At 72.2% G+C, this 20720-nt stretch carries 22 protein-coding genes; 14 read left to right on the forward strand and 8 right to left on the reverse strand.

What is annotated here, in order from left to right:
- From paaA to EFL26_RS06900, 6 genes are read left to right on the forward strand one after another with little or no spacing between them, the layout of a single operon-like run.
- Positions 1-927, forward strand: coding sequence for a 1,2-phenylacetyl-CoA epoxidase subunit PaaA (gene paaA / locus EFL26_RS06880; protein ID WP_123222142.1), 927 nt, complete (start codon positions 1-3; stop codon positions 925-927).
- Complete coding sequence (gene paaB / locus EFL26_RS06885) at positions 927-1223, forward strand: 1,2-phenylacetyl-CoA epoxidase subunit PaaB (RefSeq protein WP_123222143.1); 297 nt, start codon at positions 927-929, stop codon at positions 1221-1223. Before paaA ends, paaB begins: the two co-directional genes overlap by 1 nt.
- Entirely contained in the window at positions 1207-1977 is a 771-nt protein-coding gene (gene paaC / locus EFL26_RS24490) for a 1,2-phenylacetyl-CoA epoxidase subunit PaaC (protein ID WP_221176861.1), read from the forward strand. Before paaB ends, paaC begins: the two co-directional genes overlap by 17 nt.
- Positions 1974-2501 carry a 1,2-phenylacetyl-CoA epoxidase subunit PaaD gene (gene paaD, locus EFL26_RS24495; RefSeq protein WP_246000057.1) on the forward strand — a complete coding sequence of 176 codons (528 nt, stop codon included), beginning with the start codon at positions 1974-1976 and terminating at the stop codon, positions 2499-2501. The genes paaC and paaD overlap by 4 nt, the downstream gene beginning before the upstream one ends.
- Positions 2502-2517: 16 nt before the next feature.
- Complete coding sequence (locus tag EFL26_RS06895; protein ID WP_123222144.1) at positions 2518-3561, forward strand: 2Fe-2S iron-sulfur cluster-binding protein; 1044 nt, start codon at positions 2518-2520, stop codon at positions 3559-3561.
- Between the two features lie 49 nt (positions 3562-3610).
- Positions 3611-3970 carry a hypothetical protein gene (locus tag EFL26_RS06900; protein WP_123222145.1) on the forward strand — a complete coding sequence of 120 codons (360 nt, stop codon included), beginning with the start codon at positions 3611-3613 and terminating at the stop codon, positions 3968-3970.
- Between the two features lie 3 nt (positions 3971-3973).
- Here EFL26_RS06900 and EFL26_RS06905 read toward each other — a convergent pair whose 3' ends face one another.
- Positions 3974-4777, reverse strand: a complete 804-nt coding sequence (locus EFL26_RS06905) for a hypothetical protein (protein ID WP_123222146.1) — start codon at positions 4775-4777, stop codon at positions 3974-3976.
- 50 nt (positions 4778-4827) lie between these two features.
- On the opposite strand from EFL26_RS06905, the gene EFL26_RS06910 reads away from it, so the two are divergent.
- Positions 4828-5637, forward strand: a complete 810-nt coding sequence (locus EFL26_RS06910) for a thymidylate synthase (RefSeq protein ID WP_123222147.1) — start codon at positions 4828-4830, stop codon at positions 5635-5637.
- On the forward strand, positions 5634-6134 hold the full coding sequence (locus EFL26_RS06915; protein WP_123222148.1) for a dihydrofolate reductase: 501 nt from the start codon (positions 5634-5636) through the stop codon (positions 6132-6134). Before EFL26_RS06910 ends, EFL26_RS06915 begins: the two co-directional genes overlap by 4 nt.
- On the opposite strand, the gene EFL26_RS06920 is transcribed toward EFL26_RS06915, so the two are convergent.
- Positions 6104-6811, reverse strand: a complete 708-nt coding sequence (locus EFL26_RS06920; protein ID WP_148046654.1) for a hypothetical protein — start codon at positions 6809-6811, stop codon at positions 6104-6106. The two genes, EFL26_RS06915 and EFL26_RS06920, sit on opposite strands and share 31 nt — an antisense overlap.
- 67 nt (positions 6812-6878) lie before the next feature.
- Between EFL26_RS06920 and dapA the strand changes: the two genes are divergently transcribed.
- From dapA to EFL26_RS06940, 4 genes are all read left to right on the forward strand, one after another.
- A complete protein-coding gene (dapA, locus tag EFL26_RS06925; RefSeq protein WP_123222150.1) occupies positions 6879-7775 on the forward strand; it encodes a 4-hydroxy-tetrahydrodipicolinate synthase in 897 nt (298 codons plus the stop codon).
- On the forward strand, positions 7772-9463 hold the full coding sequence (locus EFL26_RS06930) for a ribonuclease J (RefSeq protein WP_123222151.1): 1692 nt from the start codon (positions 7772-7774) through the stop codon (positions 9461-9463). The genes dapA and EFL26_RS06930 overlap by 4 nt, the downstream gene beginning before the upstream one ends.
- 1 nt (position 9464) lies before the next feature.
- The gene (locus tag EFL26_RS06935) at positions 9465-10127 is read left to right on the forward strand and encodes a hypothetical protein (RefSeq protein WP_123222152.1); all 663 of its coding nucleotides are present in this window, start codon (positions 9465-9467) and stop codon (positions 10125-10127) included.
- 142 nt (positions 10128-10269) lie between these two features.
- Positions 10270-12063 carry a sensor histidine kinase gene (locus EFL26_RS06940; protein ID WP_123222153.1) on the forward strand — a complete coding sequence of 598 codons (1794 nt, stop codon included), beginning with the start codon at positions 10270-10272 and terminating at the stop codon, positions 12061-12063.
- Here the strand turns inward: EFL26_RS06940 and cydD are convergent.
- Genes cydD through EFL26_RS06955 form a run of 3 tightly spaced genes read right to left on the reverse strand, consistent with a single transcriptional unit; the run spans position 12013 to position 17972 of the window.
- Entirely contained in the window at positions 12013-15450 is a 3438-nt protein-coding gene (gene cydD, locus EFL26_RS06945) for a thiol reductant ABC exporter subunit CydD (RefSeq protein WP_123222154.1), read from the reverse strand. The genes EFL26_RS06940 and cydD overlap by 51 nt on opposite strands.
- A gap of 25 nt (positions 15451-15475) precedes the next feature.
- A complete protein-coding gene (gene cydB, locus EFL26_RS06950; RefSeq protein ID WP_123222155.1) occupies positions 15476-16507 on the reverse strand; it encodes a cytochrome d ubiquinol oxidase subunit II in 1032 nt (343 codons plus the stop codon).
- Between the two features lie 16 nt (positions 16508-16523).
- A complete protein-coding gene (locus EFL26_RS06955; RefSeq protein WP_123222156.1) occupies positions 16524-17972 on the reverse strand; it encodes a cytochrome ubiquinol oxidase subunit I in 1449 nt (482 codons plus the stop codon).
- Between the two features lie 114 nt (positions 17973-18086).
- On the opposite strand from EFL26_RS06955, the gene EFL26_RS06960 reads away from it, so the two are divergent.
- The gene (locus tag EFL26_RS06960) at positions 18087-18596 is read left to right on the forward strand and encodes a mycothiol transferase (RefSeq protein ID WP_123222157.1); all 510 of its coding nucleotides are present in this window, start codon (positions 18087-18089) and stop codon (positions 18594-18596) included.
- A 4-nt stretch (positions 18597-18600) separates the two neighbouring features.
- Here EFL26_RS06960 and EFL26_RS06965 read toward each other — a convergent pair whose 3' ends face one another.
- Positions 18601-19539: an alkaline phosphatase family protein gene (locus EFL26_RS06965; protein ID WP_246000058.1), complete on the reverse strand. Its 939-nt coding sequence runs from the start codon at positions 19537-19539 to the stop codon at positions 18601-18603.
- Positions 19540-19728: 189 nt separating this feature from the next.
- The gene (locus EFL26_RS06970) at positions 19729-19947 is read right to left on the reverse strand and encodes a hypothetical protein (protein WP_123222158.1); all 219 of its coding nucleotides are present in this window, start codon (positions 19945-19947) and stop codon (positions 19729-19731) included.
- Positions 19948-20079: 132 nt separating this feature from the next.
- Between EFL26_RS06970 and EFL26_RS06975 the strand changes: the two genes are divergently transcribed.
- A complete protein-coding gene (locus EFL26_RS06975) occupies positions 20080-20547 on the forward strand; it encodes a PPOX class F420-dependent oxidoreductase (RefSeq protein ID WP_123222159.1) in 468 nt (155 codons plus the stop codon).
- A 12-nt stretch (positions 20548-20559) separates the two neighbouring features.
- Here the strand turns inward: EFL26_RS06975 and EFL26_RS24120 are convergent, their stop codons facing one another.
- The gene (locus EFL26_RS24120) at positions 20560-20718 is read right to left on the reverse strand and encodes a hypothetical protein (RefSeq protein WP_183408070.1); all 159 of its coding nucleotides are present in this window, start codon (positions 20716-20718) and stop codon (positions 20560-20562) included.
- Positions 20719-20720 lie beyond the last annotated feature (2 nt).

Genomic DNA, 20720 nt, shown 5'->3' on the forward strand with positions numbered 1-20720 from the left:
GTGAGCACGTTCGAGGAGCTGATCGCCGCCAACGAGCGGGTCGAGCCGCGCGACGACATGCCCGATGCCTACCGCGCGACGCTGGTCCGCCAGATCGCCCAGCACGCGCACAGCGAGATCATCGGCATGCAGCCGGAGGGCAACTGGCTGACCCGGGCGCCGAGCCTGCGCCGCAAGGCGATCCTGCTGGCCAAGGTGCAGGACGAGGCCGGCCACGGCCTCTACCTGTACGCCGCCGCGGAGACCCTGGGCGTCTCGCGCGAGGAGCTCCTCGACGCCCTGCACGCCGGTCGGCAGAAGTACTCCTCGATCTTCAACTACCCGACCCTCAGCTGGGCCGACATCGGCGCGATCGGCTGGCTCGTCGACGGTGCCGCGATCGTCAACCAGGTCCCGCTGTGCCGGTGCTCCTACGGGCCCTACGCCCGGGCGATGGTCCGGGTCTGCAAGGAGGAGTCCTTCCACCAGCGGCAGGGCTTCGAGCTGCTGCACACGCTGAGCCACGGCACGGAGGCCCAGCACGCGATGGCCCAGGACGCCGTCGACCGGTGGTGGTGGCCGTCGCTGATGATGTTCGGCCCACCCGACGACGCCTCGACGCACAGCGCGCAGTCGATGGAGTGGGGGATCAAGCGGTTCTCCAACGACACCCTGCGCCAGCGGTTCGTCGACATGACCGTGCCGCAGGCGGAGGCGCTCGGACTGACCCTGCCCGACCCGGACCTGCGCTGGGACGAGGAGGCCGAGACCTGGCGCCACGGCGAGATCGACTTCACCGAGCTGTTCGAGGTGGTCAAGGGCAATGGGCCGTGCAACGCCCAGCGGCTCGGCCACCGCGTGCAGGCGCACGAGGACGGCGCCTGGGTGCGTGAGGCGGCCGCGGCGTACGCGCGCAAGCAGGCGGAGAAGGGGAGGGCGGTCGCGTGATGGTTTCGGCAAGCTCAACCACCGGGGGAGAGCTGTGGGAGGTCTTCGTGCGGCCCCGGCGGGGTCTGGCACACGTGCACGTCGGCTCGATCCATGCCTCCGACGCCGCGATGGCGCTGCGCAACGCGCGCGACGTCTACACCCGGCGCCAGGAGGGCGTGTCGCTGTGGGTGGTCCCGGCGGCCGAGGTACGGGCCAGCAGCCCGGACGAGCAGGACAGCTTCTTCGACCCGGCGGCCGACAAGGCCTACCGGCACCCGACGTTCTACGAGGTCCCCGATGCGCTCCACCTGTGAGGCCGTGGCCACGGAGGCCGAGTACGCCGTGGCGCTCGCCGACGACGCGCTCGTCGCGTCGCAGCGGCTGGTCGAGTGGGTGGCCCGCGCGCCGCAGATCGAGGAGGACGTCGCGATCGGGAACATCGCGCTCGACCTGCTCGGCCAGGCCCGCCTGCTCTACCAGTACGCCGGGTCGCTGACCGACCCCCCGCGCACCGAGGACGACCTGGCCTACTTCCGCGACGAGCGGGCGTTCCGCAACGTCTGCCTGGTCGAGCGGGAGAACGGCGACTTCGCGGTCACGATGGTGCGCCTGCTGGTGCTGGCGGCGTACCAGCGCGAGCTCTACGACCGGCTCGCCCGCTCGGTCGACCCCACGCTGGCCGCGATCGCCGCCAAGGCGGTGAAGGAGGTCGCCTACCACCGCGACCACGCGCGCCAGTGGGTGCTCCGGCTCGGCGACGGCACCCCCGAGTCGCACCGGCGGACGCAGACCGCGCTCGAGGCCGAGTGGCCCTGGGTCTCCGAGCTGTTCGACGGCGGCTGGCTCGCGCCCGCCCTCGTCGAGCGCGGGGTCGCGGTCGCGCCGGCGAGCCTCGAGGAGCCCGTGCTTGCCTTCCTCCGCGAGGTCCTCGACGAGGCCACCCTGGCCGAGCCGGACCCCCGCCCGGCCGTCACGGCGGGGCGCGAGGGCAGGCACACCGAAGCGCTCGGCCACCTGCTCACCGAGCTCCAGCACCTCGCCCGCTCCCACCCCGGAGCGAGCTGGTGACCGCCGCAACCGCCGATCGCGTGGTCGCGGAGGCGCGCGTCTGCGTGGCCGCCGTGCTCGACCCCGAGCTGCCGATGATCACGATCGAGGACCTCGGCATCCTGCGCGACGTCCAGGTCCACGACGGGCGGGTCCAGGTGACGATCACGCCGACGTACGCCGGCTGCCCGGCGATGGACGCGATCCGCGCCGACATCGAGGAGGCCGTCCACCGCGCGCTGCCGGACCACGGGGTGGACGTGCTCACGGTGCTCGCCCCGGCGTGGTCGACCGACGACCTCACCGACGCCGGGCGCACCAAGCTCGCCGAGGCGGGCATCGCGCCACCGGGGGTCTCGAGGCTCGCCGGCGCCGGCACCTCGACCACCAGCCGTGCTGCCGTCGCGCTCGAGCTCAGCATCCGCTGCCCGCAGTGCGGGTCGCCGGACACGCGGGAGCTGAGCCGTTTCGGCTCCACCGCCTGCAAGGCGCTCTGGGTCTGCCGGGCCTGCAGCGAGCCGTTCGACAGCTTCAAGAACCACTGACGAGGAGCACTGAGCCGTGGCCCGTCCCGAGTTCCACCCTCTGCGCGTCATTGCGGTCGACCCGCTGACCGACGACGCGGTGGCCCTCACCCTCGAGGTGCCCGAGGACCTGCAGCCGGCGTACGCGTTCACCGCCGGACAGCACGTCGCGATCAGGGTGCCCGGCGACGACATCCGGCGGTCCTACTCCCTCTGCGTCCCACCGGGTTCGCGCGGTCTGCGGATCGGCGTCAAGCGACTCCCGGGCGGGATGTTCAGCCAGAAGGTGCTCGAGGGGCTCGCCCTCGGCGACACGCTCGAGGTGATGACCCCGATGGGCCGGTTCGGTGCCGCTCTCGCCGGGCTGCGGCGCCCCGCGTTCGTTGCCGCGGGATCCGGCATCACGCCGGTGCTGTCCATGGCAGCGGTCGCTCTCGAGGACCCGGCGGTCGAGGAGGTGACCGTCGTGGACTGCAACCGCACCCAGCGCGACGTGATGTTCCTCGACGAGCTCGCCGACCTCAAGGACGAGCACCCCACACGCCTCCAGCTCGTGCACGTGCTCACCCGGGAGGTCCAGGAGAGCCCGTTGCTCTCGGGTCGCCTCGACGCGGACCGCTTCCGCGAGATCCGCCACGCGCTGCTCGGCGAGGCCGACGGGTGGTTCCTGTGCGGGCCCTTCGACCTCGTCACCACCCTGCACGAGGCCCTCGTCGCCGACGGCGTCGACCCGGGCACCGTGCACACCGAGCTGTTCCACGCCGAGGCACCGCCCCGGTCGGACGAAGCACTGGCCCCGGCCGGAGGGACCGACGTCACCGCGACCCTCGGCGGGCTGCAGAGCGCGTTCACGGTGCAGCCCGGCGAGCACGTGCTCGACGCGTTCCTGCGCGTGCGCGGCGACGCGCCGTACGCCTGCAAGGGCGGGGTCTGCGGCACGTGCCGGGCCCACCTCCTGGAGGGCAGCGTGTCGATGGACGCGAACTGGGCGCTCGAGCCCGACGAGGTCGCGCGCGGCTACGTGCTGACCTGCCAGTCCCGGCCGACGAGCGAGCGGCTGACCCTCGACTACGACGGCTGAGGACCTAGGCCCCTGCCCACCGCCGGTCCGGCAGCCCTAGCGTCGAAGCATGAGCACGCACGTGCAGCAGCCTGCGGGGACCCACCGGCTCGCGCGCCGGGCCTGGGTCGCGGTCGGGTGCATCCCGGTCGGCTTCGTCCTCTCGATGGTGGTCGGCGAGGGTCTGTTCGCGATGCAGGGGTACGACTCCGGGGACGAGGACGCCCCGGCCGGTGCGATCGCGCTGGCGGGTGGAACCGGCATCCTGGTCTTCGCCGGCCCGTGCGTGGCCGCCTGGCTCCTCGGCCGGCGCGCCGTCGCTGCCGGTGAGCCGCAGGGGAGCACGCCGGCGCTGGTCGGGGCGGTGGTCGGCGCCGTCTTCGTGCTGATGAATCTCCTCGGGGTCGTCGGCCGGATCGCCGGGCTCTGACGACTACGCGTCCTGCTCCTCGAGCAGGTCGAGCCGCGCCTCCACGCCGCAGAGCACCACTCCCGCCGCCACGCTGACCGCGAAGGCCACCACGGCCGGGGGCCACCAGCCGGCCCGGACGTCGTCGCCGAACGCGGCGAGGCCGACGGCCGCGGGGATCACGGTCGAGAGCAGCACGACAGGAGCCGTGGCGGCCGTGACCGCACCCCGCTTCATCGCCGCGGAGTAGAGCAGGAACCCCAGGCCGCCGAACAACCCGATCGTCAGGGCCGGCGCGATCGTGTGGGCGTCGAGCGCGGGATGCACGAGCGCCCGGGTCGCGACCGGTGAGCCGCCGTACGCCGTGCCGGCCAGCACGCCGAGCGCGACGGCCCCGAGGTTGCTCCGGGAGCGCCAGGCGAGCCAGCCGAGGAGCGCGTTCGCTGCCAGCAGGACGTAGAGCACCACCGTCGTGGTGGTGCTGAACTCCGAGGTGCCCACGGACCCGGCGGCCACGGCGAGGACGCCGAGCCCGAGAGCCATCGCCACGACCGCGACCCAGTGCTGCGGCCTCAGCGGCTCGCCCATCACCGACGACGCCACCAGCGCGGTGACGACCAGCGACGAGCCGACGCCGACCTGGGCGAGGTAGAGCGGCAGCTGGGCGATCGCGACGTAGTGCAGGAACCACCCGGCCAGGTAGATCCCCACGACGAGCAGCATCATCGGCGAGAGCAGCCCGCGCCGCCGGATCACCGCCGCCTGGACGACCGCCACCACGCCGAAGAGCGCCGCAGCGAGCAGCGCGGCTGCGAGTCCGAGGAGCACGGCGTGAGTCTGACACGGTCCCGTCGCCGGCCGGAGGTAGGTTTCTGCCCATGCAGACCTACCTCGACCTGGTTCGGAGGATCCTCGACGAGGGTGCGGAGAAGTCCGATCGCACCGGCACCGGCACCCTCAGCGTGTTCGGCCACCAGATGCGCTTCGACCTCGAGGACGGGTTCCCGCTCGTCACCACCAAGAAGATCCACACGCGGTCGGTCTTCGCCGAGCTGCTGTGGTTCCTGCGCGGCGACACCAATGTGAAGTGGCTGCAGGACCGGGGCGTGACCATCTGGGACGAGTGGGCCGACGAGAACGGCGACCTCGGTCCGGTCTACGGCTACCAGTGGCGGTCGTGGCCGACCCCCGACGGGCGGCACGTCGACCAGATCGCCCAGCTCGTCGACAACCTGCGCCGCGACCCCGACTCCCGGCGCCACATCGTGTCGGCCTGGAACGTCGCGGACATCCCGTCGATGGCGCTGGCGCCGTGCCACACGATGTTCCAGTTCTACGTGGCTCCCCAGGACGACGGCCCGGGCAAGCTGTCCTGCCAGCTCTACCAGCGTTCGGCCGACGTCTTCCTCGGGGTGCCGTTCAACATCGCGTCGTACGCGCTGCTCACGCACATGGTCGCGCAGGTCACGGGCCTCGGTGTCGGCGACTTCGTGCACACGCTCGGCGACGCCCACCTGTACACCAACCACCTCGAGCAGGCCCGCCTCCAGCTCACCCGTGAGCCCCGCCCGCTGCCGCGCCTGGTGCTCGACCCGTCGGTGACCGAGCTCGACGCCTTCGACCTGGAGCACATCGCGATCGAGGGCTACGACCCGCACCCGGGCATCAAGGCGCCCATCGCCGTATGACCGCTCCCGCCCAGCGGCGCGTGACCCTGGTGGCCGCGGTCGCCGACAACGGCGTGATCGGTCGCGACGGTGACATCCCCTGGCGCATCCCGGCCGACTTCGCGCACTTCAAGGCACTCACGCTCGGGCACGTGCTGGTGATGGGGCGGGCGACGTACGACTCCATCGGCCGGCCGCTCCCGGGCCGCACGACGATCGTGCTCACGCGCGACCCGCAGTGGCGCGCCGCCGACGGCGTGCTCGTGGCCGGGAGCCTCGACGACGCGCTCCGGCTCGCGGCGGACCTTCCCGGCGAGATCTTCGTGGCGGGGGGCGCCGGTGTGTACGCCGCGGCGCTGGACCGTGCGCACGCGCAGGTGCTCACGGAGGTGCACCTCAGCCCGGAGGGCGACACGCACTACCCGGAGTTCGATCGTGCGCAATGGGTCGAGACGCGGCGCGAGTCGCACGCCGACGGTGAGGTGCGCTACGACTTCGTCTGGCTCGCGCGGGCCTGAGCGACGAGCTTCAGCAGGTTCACCTCGAGGGTGCGCACCTTGGCCTCGTCGAGCCGGGAGCGCTGGACCAGGTAGACGCTGACGATCCGGGTGCCCACCTGGACGGCGCCGGCGGCGTTGACGTCGGGCCCGCCGAACATGGACCCGGTGATGACGAACGCCGCGGAGCCGATGCCCGGCACGTCCTGGGGATCTCCCTCGACGGCGGAGTTCGCCTCGGTCTTGGCGCCCGCCATGCCGCCGGCCTCGGACGTGCTCTTGTCCAGGACCGTCACCGACATGCCGGTCTTGCCGCCCTGGTCGAACTTGCAGCCGGTCTGCCCGGGCACGGCAGCCCCGGTGACGGTCACGCCGAGGACCGCCCCGACCTGACCGGCGCCCAGGTGGCTGCAGACGCCGCCGCCGGCCGTCGAGGGCGCCTTCTGGTCCTGCGCGTCGCCGTCGCCGCCGGACGCGGTCGCCTTCGGCGTCCTCGTCGGGGTCGGCTTCGGCATGGCGCTCGTCACGGCCGCCGTCGGGGCCGGGGTGGGAGCGGGTGCCGTCGAGGTCGGCGTCGGGTTCACGGTGGAGCCGAGGGCACCCTGGTCGGGATCGACCTGGCTCCCGCCGCAGCCGGCTGCCGCGAGCGACAGCGCTCCGGCGAGGGCCGCCACGGACGCGACACGGGTGAGGCTCATGGGGTCGAAGGTACCGTCCCCGGTCGCGCTGACGGGGTCGGACCCGCGGAGCACTAACCTAGGACCCATGACCTTGCCTGACGCCCCCTTCGGTCGCATGCTGACCGCGATGGTGACTCCGTTCGCCGAGGACGAGTCCGTGGACCTGGACGGGGTCGCGCGCGTCGCCGACCACCTGGTGCGCAACGGCAACGACGGGCTCGTGGTCTCCGGCACGACCGGGGAGTCCCCGACCACGACCACCGAGGAGGACGGCCAGATCCTCGCGGCCGTCAAGGACGCCGTCGGTGACCGGGCCAAGGTCATCGCCGGGGTCGGCACGAACTCCACGGCGCACTCCGTCGAGCTCGCCCGGCAGGCGGCGAAGGTGGGCGTCGACGGCATGCTGCTGGTCACGCCGTACTACAACAAGCCGTCCCAGGCCGGGGTGCTCGAGCACTTCCGTCGCGTCGTCGAGGCCGGTGAGCTGCCCACGATGCTCTACGACGTGCCCGGGCGCACCGGCACGACGATCGCGCTGGAGACCTACGAGCGTGCGCGCGAGCTGGACCACGTGATCGCGGTCAAGGACGCGTTCGGTGACATGCCGCGGGCGACCCGCCTGGTCGACCTGGGCTACGCCGTCTACTCCGGCGACGACCCGGCAACGCTGAGCTTCCTCGCCCACGGCGGCAGCGGGCTCGTGTCCGTCGTGGGTCACGTCGCCGGGCGCGAGCTTGCGGCGATGATCCACGCGTTCCTGTCCGGTGACCACGACGGGGCGCTGGCGACGTACAAGCAGCTGCTGCCGGCGTTCGACGCGGTCATGGGCGTCGCGAACTACGGCGCGACCACGGCGAAGGCCGCGCTCCAGCTGGCCGGGGTCCTCGACAACCGCCGGGTGCGGGGTCCGCTGGTCGCCCTCGACGACGACGAGGTCGCCGCCCTGCGCGTGGGCCTGGTTGCCGCAGGGCTCCTCTCATGAGCCACGCGCACCCCGAGCTGAGCCTGCCCGGTCCGCTGCCGCGCGGGGGCCTGCGGGTCACCGCCCTCGGCGGCCTGGGCGAGGTCGGTCGCAACATGACCGTCTTCGAGTACGACGGCCGGATCCTCGTCGTCGACTGCGGGGTGCTCTTCCCGGAGGAGAACCACCCCGGCGTCGACCTGATCCTCCCGGACTTCGACGCGATCCGTGACCGGCTCGACGCGGTCGACGCGGTCGTGCTGACCCACGGCCACGAGGACCACATCGGAGCCGTGCCCTACCTGCTCCGCGAGCGCGAGGACATCCCGCTGGTCGGCTCCCAGCTCACGCTGGCGCTGGTCGACTCCAAGCTGCGCGAGCACCGGCTCAAGAACACCGTGAAGCACATCGTCGCGGAGGGCGACCGGATCACGTTCGGCCCGTTCGACCTCGAGTTCGTGGCGGTCAACCACTCCATCCCCGACGCGCTCGCGGTCGCGATCCGCACCGGCGCCGGGCTGGCGCTGCACACCGGCGACTTCAAGATGGACCAGCTGCCGCTGGACGGCCGGATCACCGACCTGCGGGCCTTCGCGCGGCTGGGGGAGGAGGGGGTCGACCTCTTCCTGACCGACTCCACCAACGCCGAGGTTCCGGGCTTCACGACGTCGGAGAAGGACATCGCCCCGGTGCTCGACCGGGTCTTCCACCAGAGCGGCCAGCGGATCATCGTGGCCTGCTTCGCCTCCCACGTGCACCGCGTGCAGCAGATCATGGACGCCGCCGCCGAGCACGGCCGCAAGGTCGCGTACGTCGGCCGCTCGATGGTCCGCAACATGGGGATCGCGCGCGACCTGGGCTACCTCAACGTCCCGCCGGGGCTGCTGGTCGACGCGAAGGCGCTCGCCGACATGCCGCCGGACAAGGTGGTGCTGATCTCCACCGGGTCGCAGGGCGAGCCGCTGTCGGCGCTGAGCCGGATCGCCCAGCGCAACCACAGCTTCGTGAGCCTCGAGGAGGGCGACACCGTCATCCTCGCGAGCAGCCTGATCCCGGGCAACGAGAACGCCGTCTTCCGGGTGATCAACGGGCTGATCCGTGGCGGCGCGCGGGTCGTGCACAAGGGCAACGCACTCGTGCACGTCAGCGGGCACGCGAGCGCCGGTGAGCTGCTCTACTGCTACAACATCATCAAGCCGCGCAACGTGATGCCGGTGCACGGCGAGTTCCGGCACATGAAGGCCAACGCCGACCTCGCGATCGCCTCCGGTGTCTCCGAGGACCGGGTCGTGCTCGCCGAGGACGGCATCGTCGTCGACCTGGTCGACGGCAAGGCCGACATCGTCGGCAAGGTCGACTGCGGCTACGTCTTCGTCGACGGCCAGTCGGTCGGCGACATCACCGAGAGCAGCCTCAAGGACCGCCGGATCCTCGGCGAGGAGGGCTTCGTGTCGGTGATCGTGGTGGTCGACTCCCAGACCGGCAAGGTGGTCAGCGGTCCGGAGATCCACGCCCGCGGCTTCGCCGAGGACGACGCCGCGTTCGAAGCGATCCGGCAGCCGATCATCGACGCGCTGGCCAAGGCGTTCAGCGAGGGCGTCGACGACACCCACCAGCTGCAGCAGACGATCCGCCGGGTGGTCGGCCGCTGGGTGAGCAACACCCACCGTCGTCGGCCGATGATCATCCCGGTCGTCCTGGAGGCCTGAGGTGGAGGCCGACGCCTTCGAGCTGGTCAGCTACGAGCAGTGGGGCGCGGACTTCTTCGCCGAGGCGGTCAGCAGCGAGCGCATCCTCGGCGCGGTGAACAACCTCGCCGGCCAGCCGATCGACTTCGGACCGATGGGCGTCGGGCCGGGCCGGATCGCGAAGGTGCGGGCGTTCGGGGCGATCGGCGCGGCCACCGCCGAGCGGGTCGAGGGCCCGGAGATCACCTACCGGGTCGAGCTGCCGGTCGAGCTCACCTTCGAGCTGAACCTCCAGGTCGAGACGCACACCTTCCACGCCGAGCTGCTGGTGCCGCTGACCCTGCGTGCCCGAGCGGTCCGGGGCGTGCGCGTCTTCATCGACGTGACCCCGCCACGCAGCTCCGACGTGCAGGTCCGGGTGCAGGCCGAGGGCATCCGCGCGTCGATCATGCAGCGCGTGGCCAACGTCGAGGGCGAGCTGCGCCGCTTCGTGGCCCGGTACGTCGCCCGCGAGGTGTCCAAGCCGCACGTCGAGGCGGCACGGCTGATCGACGTGGCCGCCGCGATCGACCGCGCGTGGGCGCACATCTCGCCCGAGGCCACGCGGCACACGGTCGCCGAGGACCTCAACGAGGCGCTCGAGACGGAGATCCGGGAGAACGAGGACACCTTCCTCGAGATGTGACTCTCGTGGCCAGTGGGGGTCGTGGGAAGCGTCTGCTGGGCGGTTCGCGCGGTTTCGACACTTTCCACGTTCCGCCCCCGAGGGGGCCCTTGGGCCCTACGCTTGTTGCCAGCGCGGGGGCCTGCGCTCCGGGAGAGGCACGATGACTGCGAAGGACGCACCACGCCCAGACGGCGTCAGGAAGCTCTATGAGCTGATGCGCCGCGTGAACTCCTCCAGCGACCCGGCCGAGGTGCTCGAGGAGATCGCTCGCGGCGTCGTCGAGGTGCTCGGCTTCGGGATCGCCGCCATCGCCCGCCTCGAGGGCGACACCCTCGTGATGACCACGGTCGCCGGCCCCGAGGACGTCCGCGAGCAGATCATCGGACGCCGTACGCCGGTCTCGGCGATCCTGAACGAGTTCGCCCAGGCCGACGAGTGGGGCGTGCTGCGCTACGTCCCCCACGGCCGGCTGCCCGACGAGATCATGAGCGCGGCGTGGATCCCCGAGATCGACCCGAGCGACGACCCCGAGGCCTGGCACCCGCTCGACGCCCTCTACGCCCCCCTCTACAGCGCGACCGGCGAGCTGCTCGGCAACATGTCCGTCGACCTGCCCCCGGGCAACCGCATCCCGGGCCGGCGCGACCGCGAGCTGCTCGAGATGTTCGTGGTCCAGGCGGGCCTCGCGATGTTCAACGCCCAGCAGCGCGAGCGGCTCGCGGAGCAGGTGCGTCTGGGTGAGACGCTCCAGCGGGTCACCGCCGCGGGGCGGCTCCTCGGCCTGGACCTGACCCTGCACGAGGCGGCGGAGGCGATCGCGACCGGCCTGGACGCCGCCCAGGTCTGGGTGCACTGCTTCCCGGACGGCGAAGCGAGCGCGAGCGAGTACGCCGCCGGCTTCCCCGACCGGGCGCCGACGCAGCGCCAGGCGGGCCTGCGACGCGAGCTGGCCCGTGCGGCCCACGAGCTGGGTCGTCCGATCGTCGTCGGCCGCGACTCCGAGGAGCCGGGCCTGTGGGGCGTGCAGAACGTGCTGGCGCTCTACGACGCGGGCAGCCTGGCCGCTGTGCCGATCGCCGTCGGGCACGAGCTGCTCGGCAACCTGGTCCTGCTGCGCAGCAAGGACGCGGCCGACCTCACCGAGGCCGAGCTCGACGCGATCGAGCAGATCAGCCGCGAGATCGGCCGGATGGTGCTCAACACCCGCCTCTACGAGACCGAGCGCCGCCTGGTCGCCGAGCTGCAGGAGATCGACCGCTACAAGGGCGAGCTGATCGCCACCATCTCCCACGAGCTGAAGACCCCGCTCACCTCGATCATCGGGCACACCGAGCTGCTCGAGGAGCTCTCCACCGAGGTCGACTCGGTCCAGGCGATCTCGCGCAACGCCCAGCGGCTGAACCGGCTGATCGAGAACCTGCTGAACTACTCCCGCATCCAGGACCGCCGCGAGCACGCCCGCCGCGCGGTCGACCTGACCGTGCTCTGCGAGAACAGCCTCGACCTGCTCGCGGTGCAGGCCGAGCAGGGCGGCCTGCAGGTGAAGCTGGCCTCCCCGCCGTCTCCGGTCGTCGTGTACGGCGACCCCGAGGAGCTCGCCCGCGTGATCGACAACATCCTCAGCAACGCGGTGAAGTACACCCCGGCCGGCGGTCGGGTCGACGTCGCCGTCAGCGCCGACGGCTCGTGGGGCGAGGTGGCGTGCACCGACACGGGCCTGGGCATCTCGGTGGTCGACCAGAGCCACCTCTTCTCGGCGTTCCACCGCTCCAGCAACCCCGAGGCCCTCTCGATCCCGGGCACCGGCCTCGGGCTGGCGATCTCCCGCCGGATCACCGAGCTGCACGGTGGCGACATCCTGGTCGAGTCCACCCTCGGGGAGGGCAGCACGTTCCGCGTGCGGCTACCCCTCAGCGACCGGCCCGTCGGCGACTGGGCGCTCGAGGACCGCTGAGCCGCTGACGACCTGACCCCGGTCGGAGAGCGTCAGCACCCGGTCCATCTCGGCCAGGCCGACCTCCTCGTGGGTGATCCACACCAGGCTGCGGCGTGCGTCCGGGCCGTCACCGCGGGCGGCCAGCACCGTGTCGGTCACGGCGCGGGCCGTGGCGGTGTCCAGGTGCGCGGTCGGCTCGTCGAGCACGAGCACCTCGGGGTCGGCGAGCAGGGCGCGGGCGATCCCGATCCGGGCCCGCTCGCCGCCGGAGACGTCCGTGGCGCCGTCGCCGAGGAGCGTGTCGAGACCCTCGGGCAGGTCGGCGTACCAGGCGCCGAGGCCGGCCGCGCGCAGGGCCGCCAGCACGCGGAGGTCGTCCGCGGCCGGCGACGCCAGCCGCAGGTTCTCCCGCAGGGACGAGGCGAACACGTAGGGGTTGTCGTCGACGAGGCCGACGTGCCGGCGCACCTCGGCCGACCCCAGCCGCTGCGCGTCCTGCTCGGCCAGGAGGTACGCACCGTCCCGGGGCGCCAGGTGTCGCACCAGCGTGGCGGCCAGCGTGGACTTGCCGCAGCCGGAGGGTCCGACGACACCGAGCGCCTGGCCCGGCGCCAGGTGCAGGTCGAGCCCGGTGACCACCGGCTGGTCGGACCACGCCAGTGAGGCGTGCTCCAGGCGCAGGTCGCAGGGACCCGAGAGCGTGGCCGGGGTGGCCGGCTCGGTGACCGCCGGGGCCAGGGCCTCGAGTGCGGCCAGCCGCTCGCGGGCGGCGCGGGTGCGGACGCCCATCGACCCGGCCTCCGGCACGGTGACCAGAACGTCGTGGAGCGCGAGCGGCAGCAGCAGCAGCATCGCGGTCATGGGCCCGGACACCTCCCGGGCCGCGAGGCCGGGCGCGGTCAGCCACGCGGTCGCGACCACCGCCGCGCCGGAGAGCACGACCAGCAGGCCGCGAGCCGCGGCCAGCGCGCGTGCCGTGGCCCGGCTCGCCGCGGCCAGCCGGGTGCCGATCCGGCCGACCCGCTCGACGGCGGCGTCGTCGGCCTCCCACAGCACCAATTGCCGCGCCGACTGGAGGCCGGCGACGACCTCCGCGGAGAGGGCGGCCCGCTCGGTGACGAACGCGGCCTCCGCGCGCCGGGAGCCGAGCCAGCCCAGGAGCAGGGCGGTCCCGCCGCCCGCGAAGGCCACGAGCGCCACCGGCACCACGGAGACGGGGTGCACCAGGAGCGCCACCAGGCACGCGACCAGGCTGGTCCCGAGCGCCGCGAGCAGGGGCTGGCGCACCCGGAGCTGCTCGTCGAGCTGGGCGTCGACGTCGTCGACGACAGCGGTCAGCAGGTCGCCGCGGTGCCGTCCGAGGCGGGCGGGGGAGAGCGGGACCAGTACGTCGTAGACCCGGGCCCGGGTGTCGGCGAGCATCCTGAGCGCGACGTCGTGGGACACCAGCCGCTCGGCGTACCGGAGGGCGGGCCGGGCCAGGCCGAACGTGCGCACGCAGACGATCGCGACCATCAGGTAGAGCACCGGGGGATGCTGCGCCGACTTGGCGATCAGCCAGCCGGCCGTCGCGGTCAGGGCCACGCCCGAGGTCGTCGCCGCGGTGGCGAGGGCGGTGGCGAGCGCCAGCCGGCGACGGGCGTGCACGGGAGCGGGGACCGGCGTCTCCGCGGGCTCGGGGTCGGCCGTGCCCGCGACGGCCGCCGCGGCGGGGACGACGACGTCGTGCTCGGCGGGGGGCGTCACGGCCTCACCGGCGGGCGTCGTGAGCACGACCAGGTGGTCGGCTGCGCCGATCACGGCGGCGCGGTGCGCGACCACGACGACGATGGCGTGCCGGGCGAGCCGGGTCAGGGTGGCGAGCATGATCTGCTCGGTCTCGGCGTCGAGGTGGGCCGTCGGCTCGTCGAGGATCACGTAGGGCCGGTTCGCCAGTACCACGCGGGCCAGCGCGAGCCGGGCGCGCTGTCCGGCCGAGAGCCCGGCGCCGTCCTCGCCGAGGGGCGTCTCGAGCCCGAGCGGGAGCGTCGCGACGACCTCCTCGAGCCCGACGGCGGCCAGGGAGCGCCAGAGCTCGGGGTCGGTCGCCTCGGGACGGCCGATCCGCAGGTTGTCGGCGACGGTGCCGGCGGTCAGCCACGGCACCTGCGGCACCTGGGCGACCAGGTGGCGCCAGCTGCGCACGTCGACGGGCTCGCCGGCGAGCGTGATCGAGCCGCTGTCGAGCGGGCGCTCGCCGAGGAGCGCCTGCACGAGCGTGGACTTGCCGCACCCCGAGGGCCCGACGATCGCGGTCAGGCCCGGTGCCGGGATCGTCGCTTCCGGTACGACGAGCGCGGGTCGCGTGCTGCCCGGGTAGGAGACGACCACGTCACGCAGGTGCAGCGGCACCGGGTCGACGCGGTCGGGGTCCTCGGGCTGCGCGGCGTCGGCATCGGCGGACCGCACGGCGGCGGCCTCGTCCAGCAGCGCGGTCACCGAGACCAGCGTGGCGACGCCCTCGGCGGCGGAATGGAACTCCGCGCCCACGCGGCGCAACGGCCAGTAGGCCTCGGGCGCGAGCAGCAGCACGACGAGCGCGGTGCGCAGGTCGAGGCCGCCGGTCGCGAGCCGGAGGCCGACGCTGACGGCGACGAGGGCGACCGACAGGGTGGCGATCAGCTCGAGCGCGCCGCTCGACGCGAAGGCGAGCTTGAGGGTCTCCAACGTGGCCTGCCGGTAGCGGTCGGTGACCGCCCGGATCCGACGGGACTGCACCTGCGCCCGGTTGTAGGTGACCAGTGTGGGCAGCCCACGGACGACGTCGACGAAGTGCCCGGCGAGCCGGGAGAGCGTGCGGTACTGCCGGTCGGCCCGGTCGCGGGTGGCCAGGCCGATCAGGATCGCGAACACCGGCACCAGCGGCAGCGTGCACACCACGATCACGCCGGCCCACAGGTCCTGGCTGAGGATCAGCGCGAGGGTCAGGGGCGGGAGGACCGTCGCCACCACGAGGGTCGGCAGGAAGCGGGTCAGGTAGGGCTCCACCGCCGCGACGCCGCGGGTGGCGAGCAGCCCGAGCTCGCCGCTGCGCCGCCGGGACAGGCCGACGGTGCCCAGGTCCGTCGCCGCCCGGAGCACCTGCATCCGCAGGCTGCGGGTGACCTGGCCCGCTGCATGGGCCGCTGCGACGTCGCCGCACGCGCCGACGACCGCCCGGGCAGCGCTGATCCCCAGCAGCCACCAGGCGGCGGTGTGCCAGCCGGTGCCGGCGGGTGAGGAGAGGAGGCCGGTGACCAGCGCGGCCACCGAGAACGCCTGGGCGGCGACGAGCCCGCCCGACAGCACGCCACTACCGATCACCCCGGCCAGGGAGTACCTGGCCGGGGTGAGCAGTGGCAGGACCCGCGGGTCCACCGGCTTCATCGATCTGCGCCGTCCGGTCCGAGACTCACGCCGCGCCGGCGGGCAGTGGCTCCGCCGGGCTCACCGGCGGGATGTGATGGGTCGAGAGCCGCTTGCGGAACACCCAGTACGTCCAGGCCTGGTAGGCCAGGACGACCGGCGTGAAGATCACCGCGACCCAGGTCATCACCGTCAGGGTGTAGCCGGTGGCCGACGCGCTCGTCGTCGTCAGGGAGTACGCCGCCGAGGTGGTCGAGGGCATCACGTCCGGGAAGAGCGCGAAGAACAGCCCGGCCACCGCAAGGGCGATGGTCGCGAAGGTGCCGATGAACGCCCAGCCCTCCCGACCCTTCCACGCCGCGCCGATCGCACCGACGAGCGCGAGTGCCGCGAGCACGAACGCGACGCCGGAGGACACCGACCCGGTCTTGGCCTGGGCCCAGACCAGGAAGACCACCGCCACCACCGCGGCCGCGAGCCCGAGCCGCACCGAGAGCGCGCCGGCACGGTGCCGGATCTCGCCGTCGGTCTTGAGCGCGATGAACATCGCGCCGTGCGTCGCGAACAGCAGCAGGGTGACCACGCCGCCGAGCAGTCCGAACGGGTTCAGCAGCGTGAACAGGTTGCCGGTGAACTCCTTGTCGCCGTTGATCGGGACGCCCGCCACGATGTTGGCGAACGCGACGCCCCACAGCAGCGCCGGGACGAAGGAGCCGATGACCAGGCTGAGGTCCCAGTTGCGCCGCCAGACGTCGTCGTCCTTCTTCGCGCGGTACTCGAAGGCGAGGTTGCGCACGATCAGGGCGACGAGGATCAGCAGCAGTGGCAGGTAGAACCCGCTGAACAACGTGGCGTACCACTCGGGGAACGCCGCGAACGTGGCGCCACCGGCGACCAGCACCCACACCTCGTTGCCGTCCCAGAGCGGGCCGACGGTGTTGTAGAGCACGCGACGCTCGGTGTCGTTCCTGGGCACGACCGGCAGCAGCATGCCGACGCCGAAGTCGAAGCCCTCGAGGGTGAAGTAGCCGATCCAGAGGACGGCGATGAGCGCGAACCAGACAGTCGTGAGTTCCATGTCTCTTCGTCCTCTCTCAGTAGGCGAACGCCAGCGGGCGGTCTTCGTCGGACGTGTGGTCGGGTGGCGCCTCGTACGCCGGGGCGCCGAGCTTGATGTAGCGCCACATCAGGCCGAACTCGACGACCGCCAGCACGGCGTACAGGGAGGTCAGCACGATGACGGAGACCCAGGCGTCGAAGACCGAGACGCCGGGGGAGACGCCCTGGGCCGTGGTCATCAGGCCGAAGACCACCCACGGCTGCCGGCCCATCTCGGTGAACATCCAGCCCCAGGCGTTGCCGAGGATCATCGCGATCGGCAGCAGGATGGCCAGGCGGGGCCACCAGGCACCCGTCGGACGGCCCCCGTTGCGCGTGACCAGCAGGATCAGCGCGGCACCGGCCGCGGCGAACACGCCGAGCCCGATCATGAAGCGGAAGGACCAGTAGGTCACCGGGATGATCGGGGTGTAGTCACCGGGGCTGTAGTACTTGTTGCCCGGGTCCTGGCCGTACTTGGCCTGGTACTCCTCGCGGAGCTGGTTGATGCCCTTGACCTCGCTGTTCGGCGAGCCCGTGGCCAAGAAGGAGAGCAGCTTGGGCACCTTGATCGCGAACTTCTCCTGGGTGCCGTCGGGCGTGCCGATGGTCAACAGGGAGAAGGAGGCGCCCGACTCCGTCTCGTAGAGGCCCTCCGCAGCCGCCATCTTCATCGGCTGGACCTCGGTCATGATCTTGCCCTGGACGTCACCGCTGATCGCCACGCCCAGCCCGGCGACCAGCGTGACCGCCGCACCGATCCGGACCGCCCGCAGGTACAGCGGGGCGTCGTCCTCGGGCGCCGCGACCGCGCGGCGCTGCTTGAGGTGGAGGTACGCCGCGACGCCGACCACGAAGGCGCCGGCGGTCATGTAGGCCGACAGCACGACGTGCGGGAACGTCACCAGCTGCACCTTGTTGAACATCACGGCCCAGAAGTCGTGGAGCTCGGCGCGCCCGGTCTTCGGGTTGTACTGGTAGCCGACCGGGTGCTGCATCCAGGAGTTCGCCGCGAGGATGAAGTAGGCGGAGAACAGCGTGCCGATGTGGACCAGCCAGATCGTCGCCGCGTGCAGCTTCGGTGGCAGCTTCCCCCACCCGAAGATCCACAGCCCGAGGAAGGTGGACTCCAGGAAGAAGGCCAGAAGTCCCTCGATGGCCAGCGGCGCGCCGAAGATGTCACCGACGAAGCGGGAGTAGTCCGACCAGTTCATGCCGAACTGGAACTCCTGCACGATGCCGGTGACGACACCGATCGCGAAGTTGATCAGGAAGAGCTTGCCGAAGAACTTCGTGAGTCGGAGGTACTCCTCGCGTCCGCTGCGGACCCAGGCAGTCTGAAAACCCGCCACCATGGCGCTGAGGCCGATGGTGACGGGGACGAACAGGAAGTGGTAGACGGTCGTGATGCCGAACTGCCAACGTGCGATGTCGGTGACATCCATGGGTGCGTGCTCCCATCCAGAGCGAACGATCTCCTACACAACGTAGTAGATGGTACGACACCGCCGCCGGGCCGCGGAGGGGACAAGGTCCCCGGGGTGCGGGACAGTGGTCCCATGGACATCGGTGCCTTGTTGTCAGACTCGCTCGGACGCGTCCGCGACCAGGTCCCGGAGGTGGTCCGCGGACTCGACGTCGACCAGCTCGCCTGGCGTCCCGACGAGGGCGCGAACTCCCTGGCCTGGCTGGTCTGGCACCTCACCCGCATCGAGGACGACCACGTCGCCGAGGTGGCCGGCACCGAGCAGGTGTGGACGGCGTCGGGCTGGTACGACCGGTTCGCGCTGCCCTTCCCACCGCAGGTCCACGGCTGGGGCCAGAGCGAGGACGAGGTGGCTCAGGTGCGGGTCACCGCGGAGCTGCTGACCGGCTACCACGCCGCGACCGCCGAGCGCGCGATCGAGTACGTCGAGACGCTCACCCCGGACGACCTGGACCGGGTGGTCGACGAACGCTGGGACCCCCCGGTCACCCTCGGCGTGCGCCTGGTCAGTGTCGTGTGCGAGGTCAACCAGCACGTGGGGCAGGCGGCGTACCTGCGCGGGCTGATCGAGCGGCGGCGCTAGCGGCTCAGGGGCGCGGCAGCGTGCTGATGCCGAACGCCGTGGTCATCGAGGCTGCCGTCGCCGCGTTGCGGAGGTAGGGCACGCCGGCGACGTCCTCGAGGAGCCGGGTCAGCGAGTAGTGGGTCAGCGGCGTGCCGACGACCTTGTGCTGCTGGTAGCGCGACGCGACCACGGTCAGCACCGTGTTGCCCTGGTGGTGGTCGTCCTCGTCCGCGGTGATCACGACGGCCAGCCGTCCCGACTGCCAGTCGGGCCCGGCCTGGATCCGCGTGATCTTCTTGCTGAGCCACGCGTCCGAGGTGGCCAGGGACGCGTCGTGGGCGTCGTGGACCAGGTTCGGGATCACCATGCCGACGTTGGGGAGCGTGCCGGCGTCGGCGTTCCTGCCGAGCGCACCAGCCATCACGTCGTACCGGCGGCAGGCGGTGCGGTCGGAGACGAAGTAGGTCCACGGGTTGTGCCGGACGGCGTACTCACCGGCGTTGGCGAGCGCGCAGCGCCGCGGCTGGGACTCGGCGTACACCTTCACGGTGCGGCCGGCGCGGCGGGCCTGGGACAGCACCGATGCGCCCCGCAGCCGGTGCGCCGCCGGCGGCCTGTCGTCGGTCACGCCGAACGTCGAGCCGCCGAGGATCGCGAGGTAGTTCGGGAGCGAGGGGTGCGTGATCGCGGTGTAGTTGGTCGCGTAGGCGTACTGCTGGGCGAGACCGTGGACGAACGGCATCGAGGACGTCATCTGGTCGAGCGAGTGGTTCTCGACCATGAACACCAGCACCTTGGTGATCGCCGGATTCGGCGGCGCCGTGCTCCCGGGGCGCGTGGCGCGTGGCGCCGCCGCAGCCCCGCCGCCGGCGGAGGTGAGCGCGGCCAGCACGGCCAGGGCGGCCACCAGGGCCACTGCGGACAGGTGCCTGCGGGTGCGCAGGTCAGGGCGATTGATCACGATTCCTCCTCGGGGCCCACAGCACATCATGCCGGGCGGTCACAACGGGGGAGGTTCGGGAAGTGGCGGGAGCCGGGAGCTCGACGGGGTCGCGCGGTCCGCTCCACGGACCTGTGCGCCCTGGCTGCCTGGAGGCATGCCGGTCCGAGCCGCCGGGTCGACCCGGAGCCAGGAGGGTCGAAGGCGCGTCTAGAGCCGGGACATCTTGCGGAACGGGCTGGGCACCCGGACCTTCTGCGAGCGGAAGTCGACGGTCACTGCCGCCGCCTCCACGTTCACGACCCGACCCATGCCGTAGGAGTCGTGGGAGACCAGGTCGTCCACCTCGAACTCCTCGATCACCGGCTCGGGCTCTGGCTGGAACGGGCTGCTGGCCAAGTGTCGACGCGGCCGTGCTGAGGTACTCATCACTGCCAGTATCCTCCTTCGCCGCCCGTACGCCGAACTGATGCCGGATCCTGGCGTGTGACCGTCGTCGCAGGGGGTGGCCGCGCGGGCGCGCGATCGGGCGGATCTGGGGGCTCGCGCCACAATGTGGGCATGCCTCGGACCATTGCGACCAACACGACCGTGGACCTCGACGGGCTGCTCGAGTTCGTCCGGTCGCGGCACCACCTGGTGCTCGTGACCCGGCGCTCCGACGGCTCGCCCCAGCTCTCGCCGGTGACCGGCGGGGTCGACGACAGCGGCCGGATCGTGATCGCGACGTATCCGGAGCGGGCGAAGACCGCCAACGCCCGGCGCAGGCCGGAGGTCTCGGTGCTGGTGCTGTCCGACGACTTCGACGGTCCCTGGGTGCAGGTCGACGGCACCTGCGAGGTCCTGGACGTGCCCGAGGCGGTCGAGCCGCTCGTGGAGTACTTCCGGAACATCTCCGGTGAGCACCCCGACTGGGACGAGTACCGGCGGGCGATGATCGACCAGGGCAAGTCGCTGCTGCGGATCACCCCGACCCGGTGGGGGCCGGTCGCGAGAGGTGGGTTCCCCCCGCGGCTCGCGGAGGGGTGAGGCCGCGGCGGGTCAGCGCCCGTCCGGCGGCGCCTGGTCGGGCTCCCACTCGGGCATCGCGTCCGGACCGGGGTCGGGCTCCCCGCCCGGCTGTTCGCTCGGCTGCACGGCCGGGTCCCCGGACGGGACGACCTGGGGGTCCTCGACGGGCTCGTTCGGCGTGGTGGTCATCG

It is taken from the genome of Nocardioides pocheonensis (genome assembly GCF_003725535.1).
In the GTDB taxonomy this organism is placed as follows: domain Bacteria; phylum Actinomycetota; class Actinomycetes; order Propionibacteriales; family Nocardioidaceae; genus Marmoricola; species Marmoricola pocheonensis.

Coding starts and splice junctions, on each gene's coding strand:
- EFL26_RS06970 (WP_123222158.1), bottom strand. CDS start 19,947: ATGAGTACCTCAGCACGGCCGCGTCGACACTTGGCCAGCAGCCCGTTC.
- paaC (WP_221176861.1), top strand. CDS start 1,207: ATGCGCTCCACCTGTGAGGCCGTGGCCACGGAGGCCGAGTACGCCGTG.
- EFL26_RS06955 (WP_123222156.1), bottom strand. CDS start 17,972: ATGGATGTCACCGACATCGCACGTTGGCAGTTCGGCATCACGACCGTC.
- EFL26_RS06960 (WP_123222157.1), top strand. CDS start 18,087: ATGGACATCGGTGCCTTGTTGTCAGACTCGCTCGGACGCGTCCGCGAC.
- EFL26_RS06915 (WP_123222148.1), top strand. CDS start 5,634: ATGACCGCTCCCGCCCAGCGGCGCGTGACCCTGGTGGCCGCGGTCGCC.
- EFL26_RS06975 (WP_123222159.1), top strand. CDS start 20,080: ATGCCTCGGACCATTGCGACCAACACGACCGTGGACCTCGACGGGCTG.
- EFL26_RS06940 (WP_123222153.1), top strand. CDS start 10,270: ATGACTGCGAAGGACGCACCACGCCCAGACGGCGTCAGGAAGCTCTAT.
- EFL26_RS24120 (WP_183408070.1), bottom strand. CDS start 20,718: ATGACCACCACGCCGAACGAGCCCGTCGAGGACCCCCAGGTCGTCCCG.
- EFL26_RS06930 (WP_123222151.1), top strand. CDS start 7,772: ATGAGCCACGCGCACCCCGAGCTGAGCCTGCCCGGTCCGCTGCCGCGC.
- dapA (WP_123222150.1), top strand. CDS start 6,879: ATGACCTTGCCTGACGCCCCCTTCGGTCGCATGCTGACCGCGATGGTG.
- EFL26_RS06900 (WP_123222145.1), top strand. CDS start 3,611: ATGAGCACGCACGTGCAGCAGCCTGCGGGGACCCACCGGCTCGCGCGC.
- paaB (WP_123222143.1), top strand. CDS start 927: ATGGTTTCGGCAAGCTCAACCACCGGGGGAGAGCTGTGGGAGGTCTTC.
- EFL26_RS06910 (WP_123222147.1), top strand. CDS start 4,828: ATGCAGACCTACCTCGACCTGGTTCGGAGGATCCTCGACGAGGGTGCG.
- cydB (WP_123222155.1), bottom strand. CDS start 16,507: ATGGAACTCACGACTGTCTGGTTCGCGCTCATCGCCGTCCTCTGGATC.
- cydD (WP_123222154.1), bottom strand. CDS start 15,450: ATGAAGCCGGTGGACCCGCGGGTCCTGCCACTGCTCACCCCGGCCAGG.
- EFL26_RS06920 (WP_148046654.1), bottom strand. CDS start 6,811: ATGAGCCTCACCCGTGTCGCGTCCGTGGCGGCCCTCGCCGGAGCGCTG.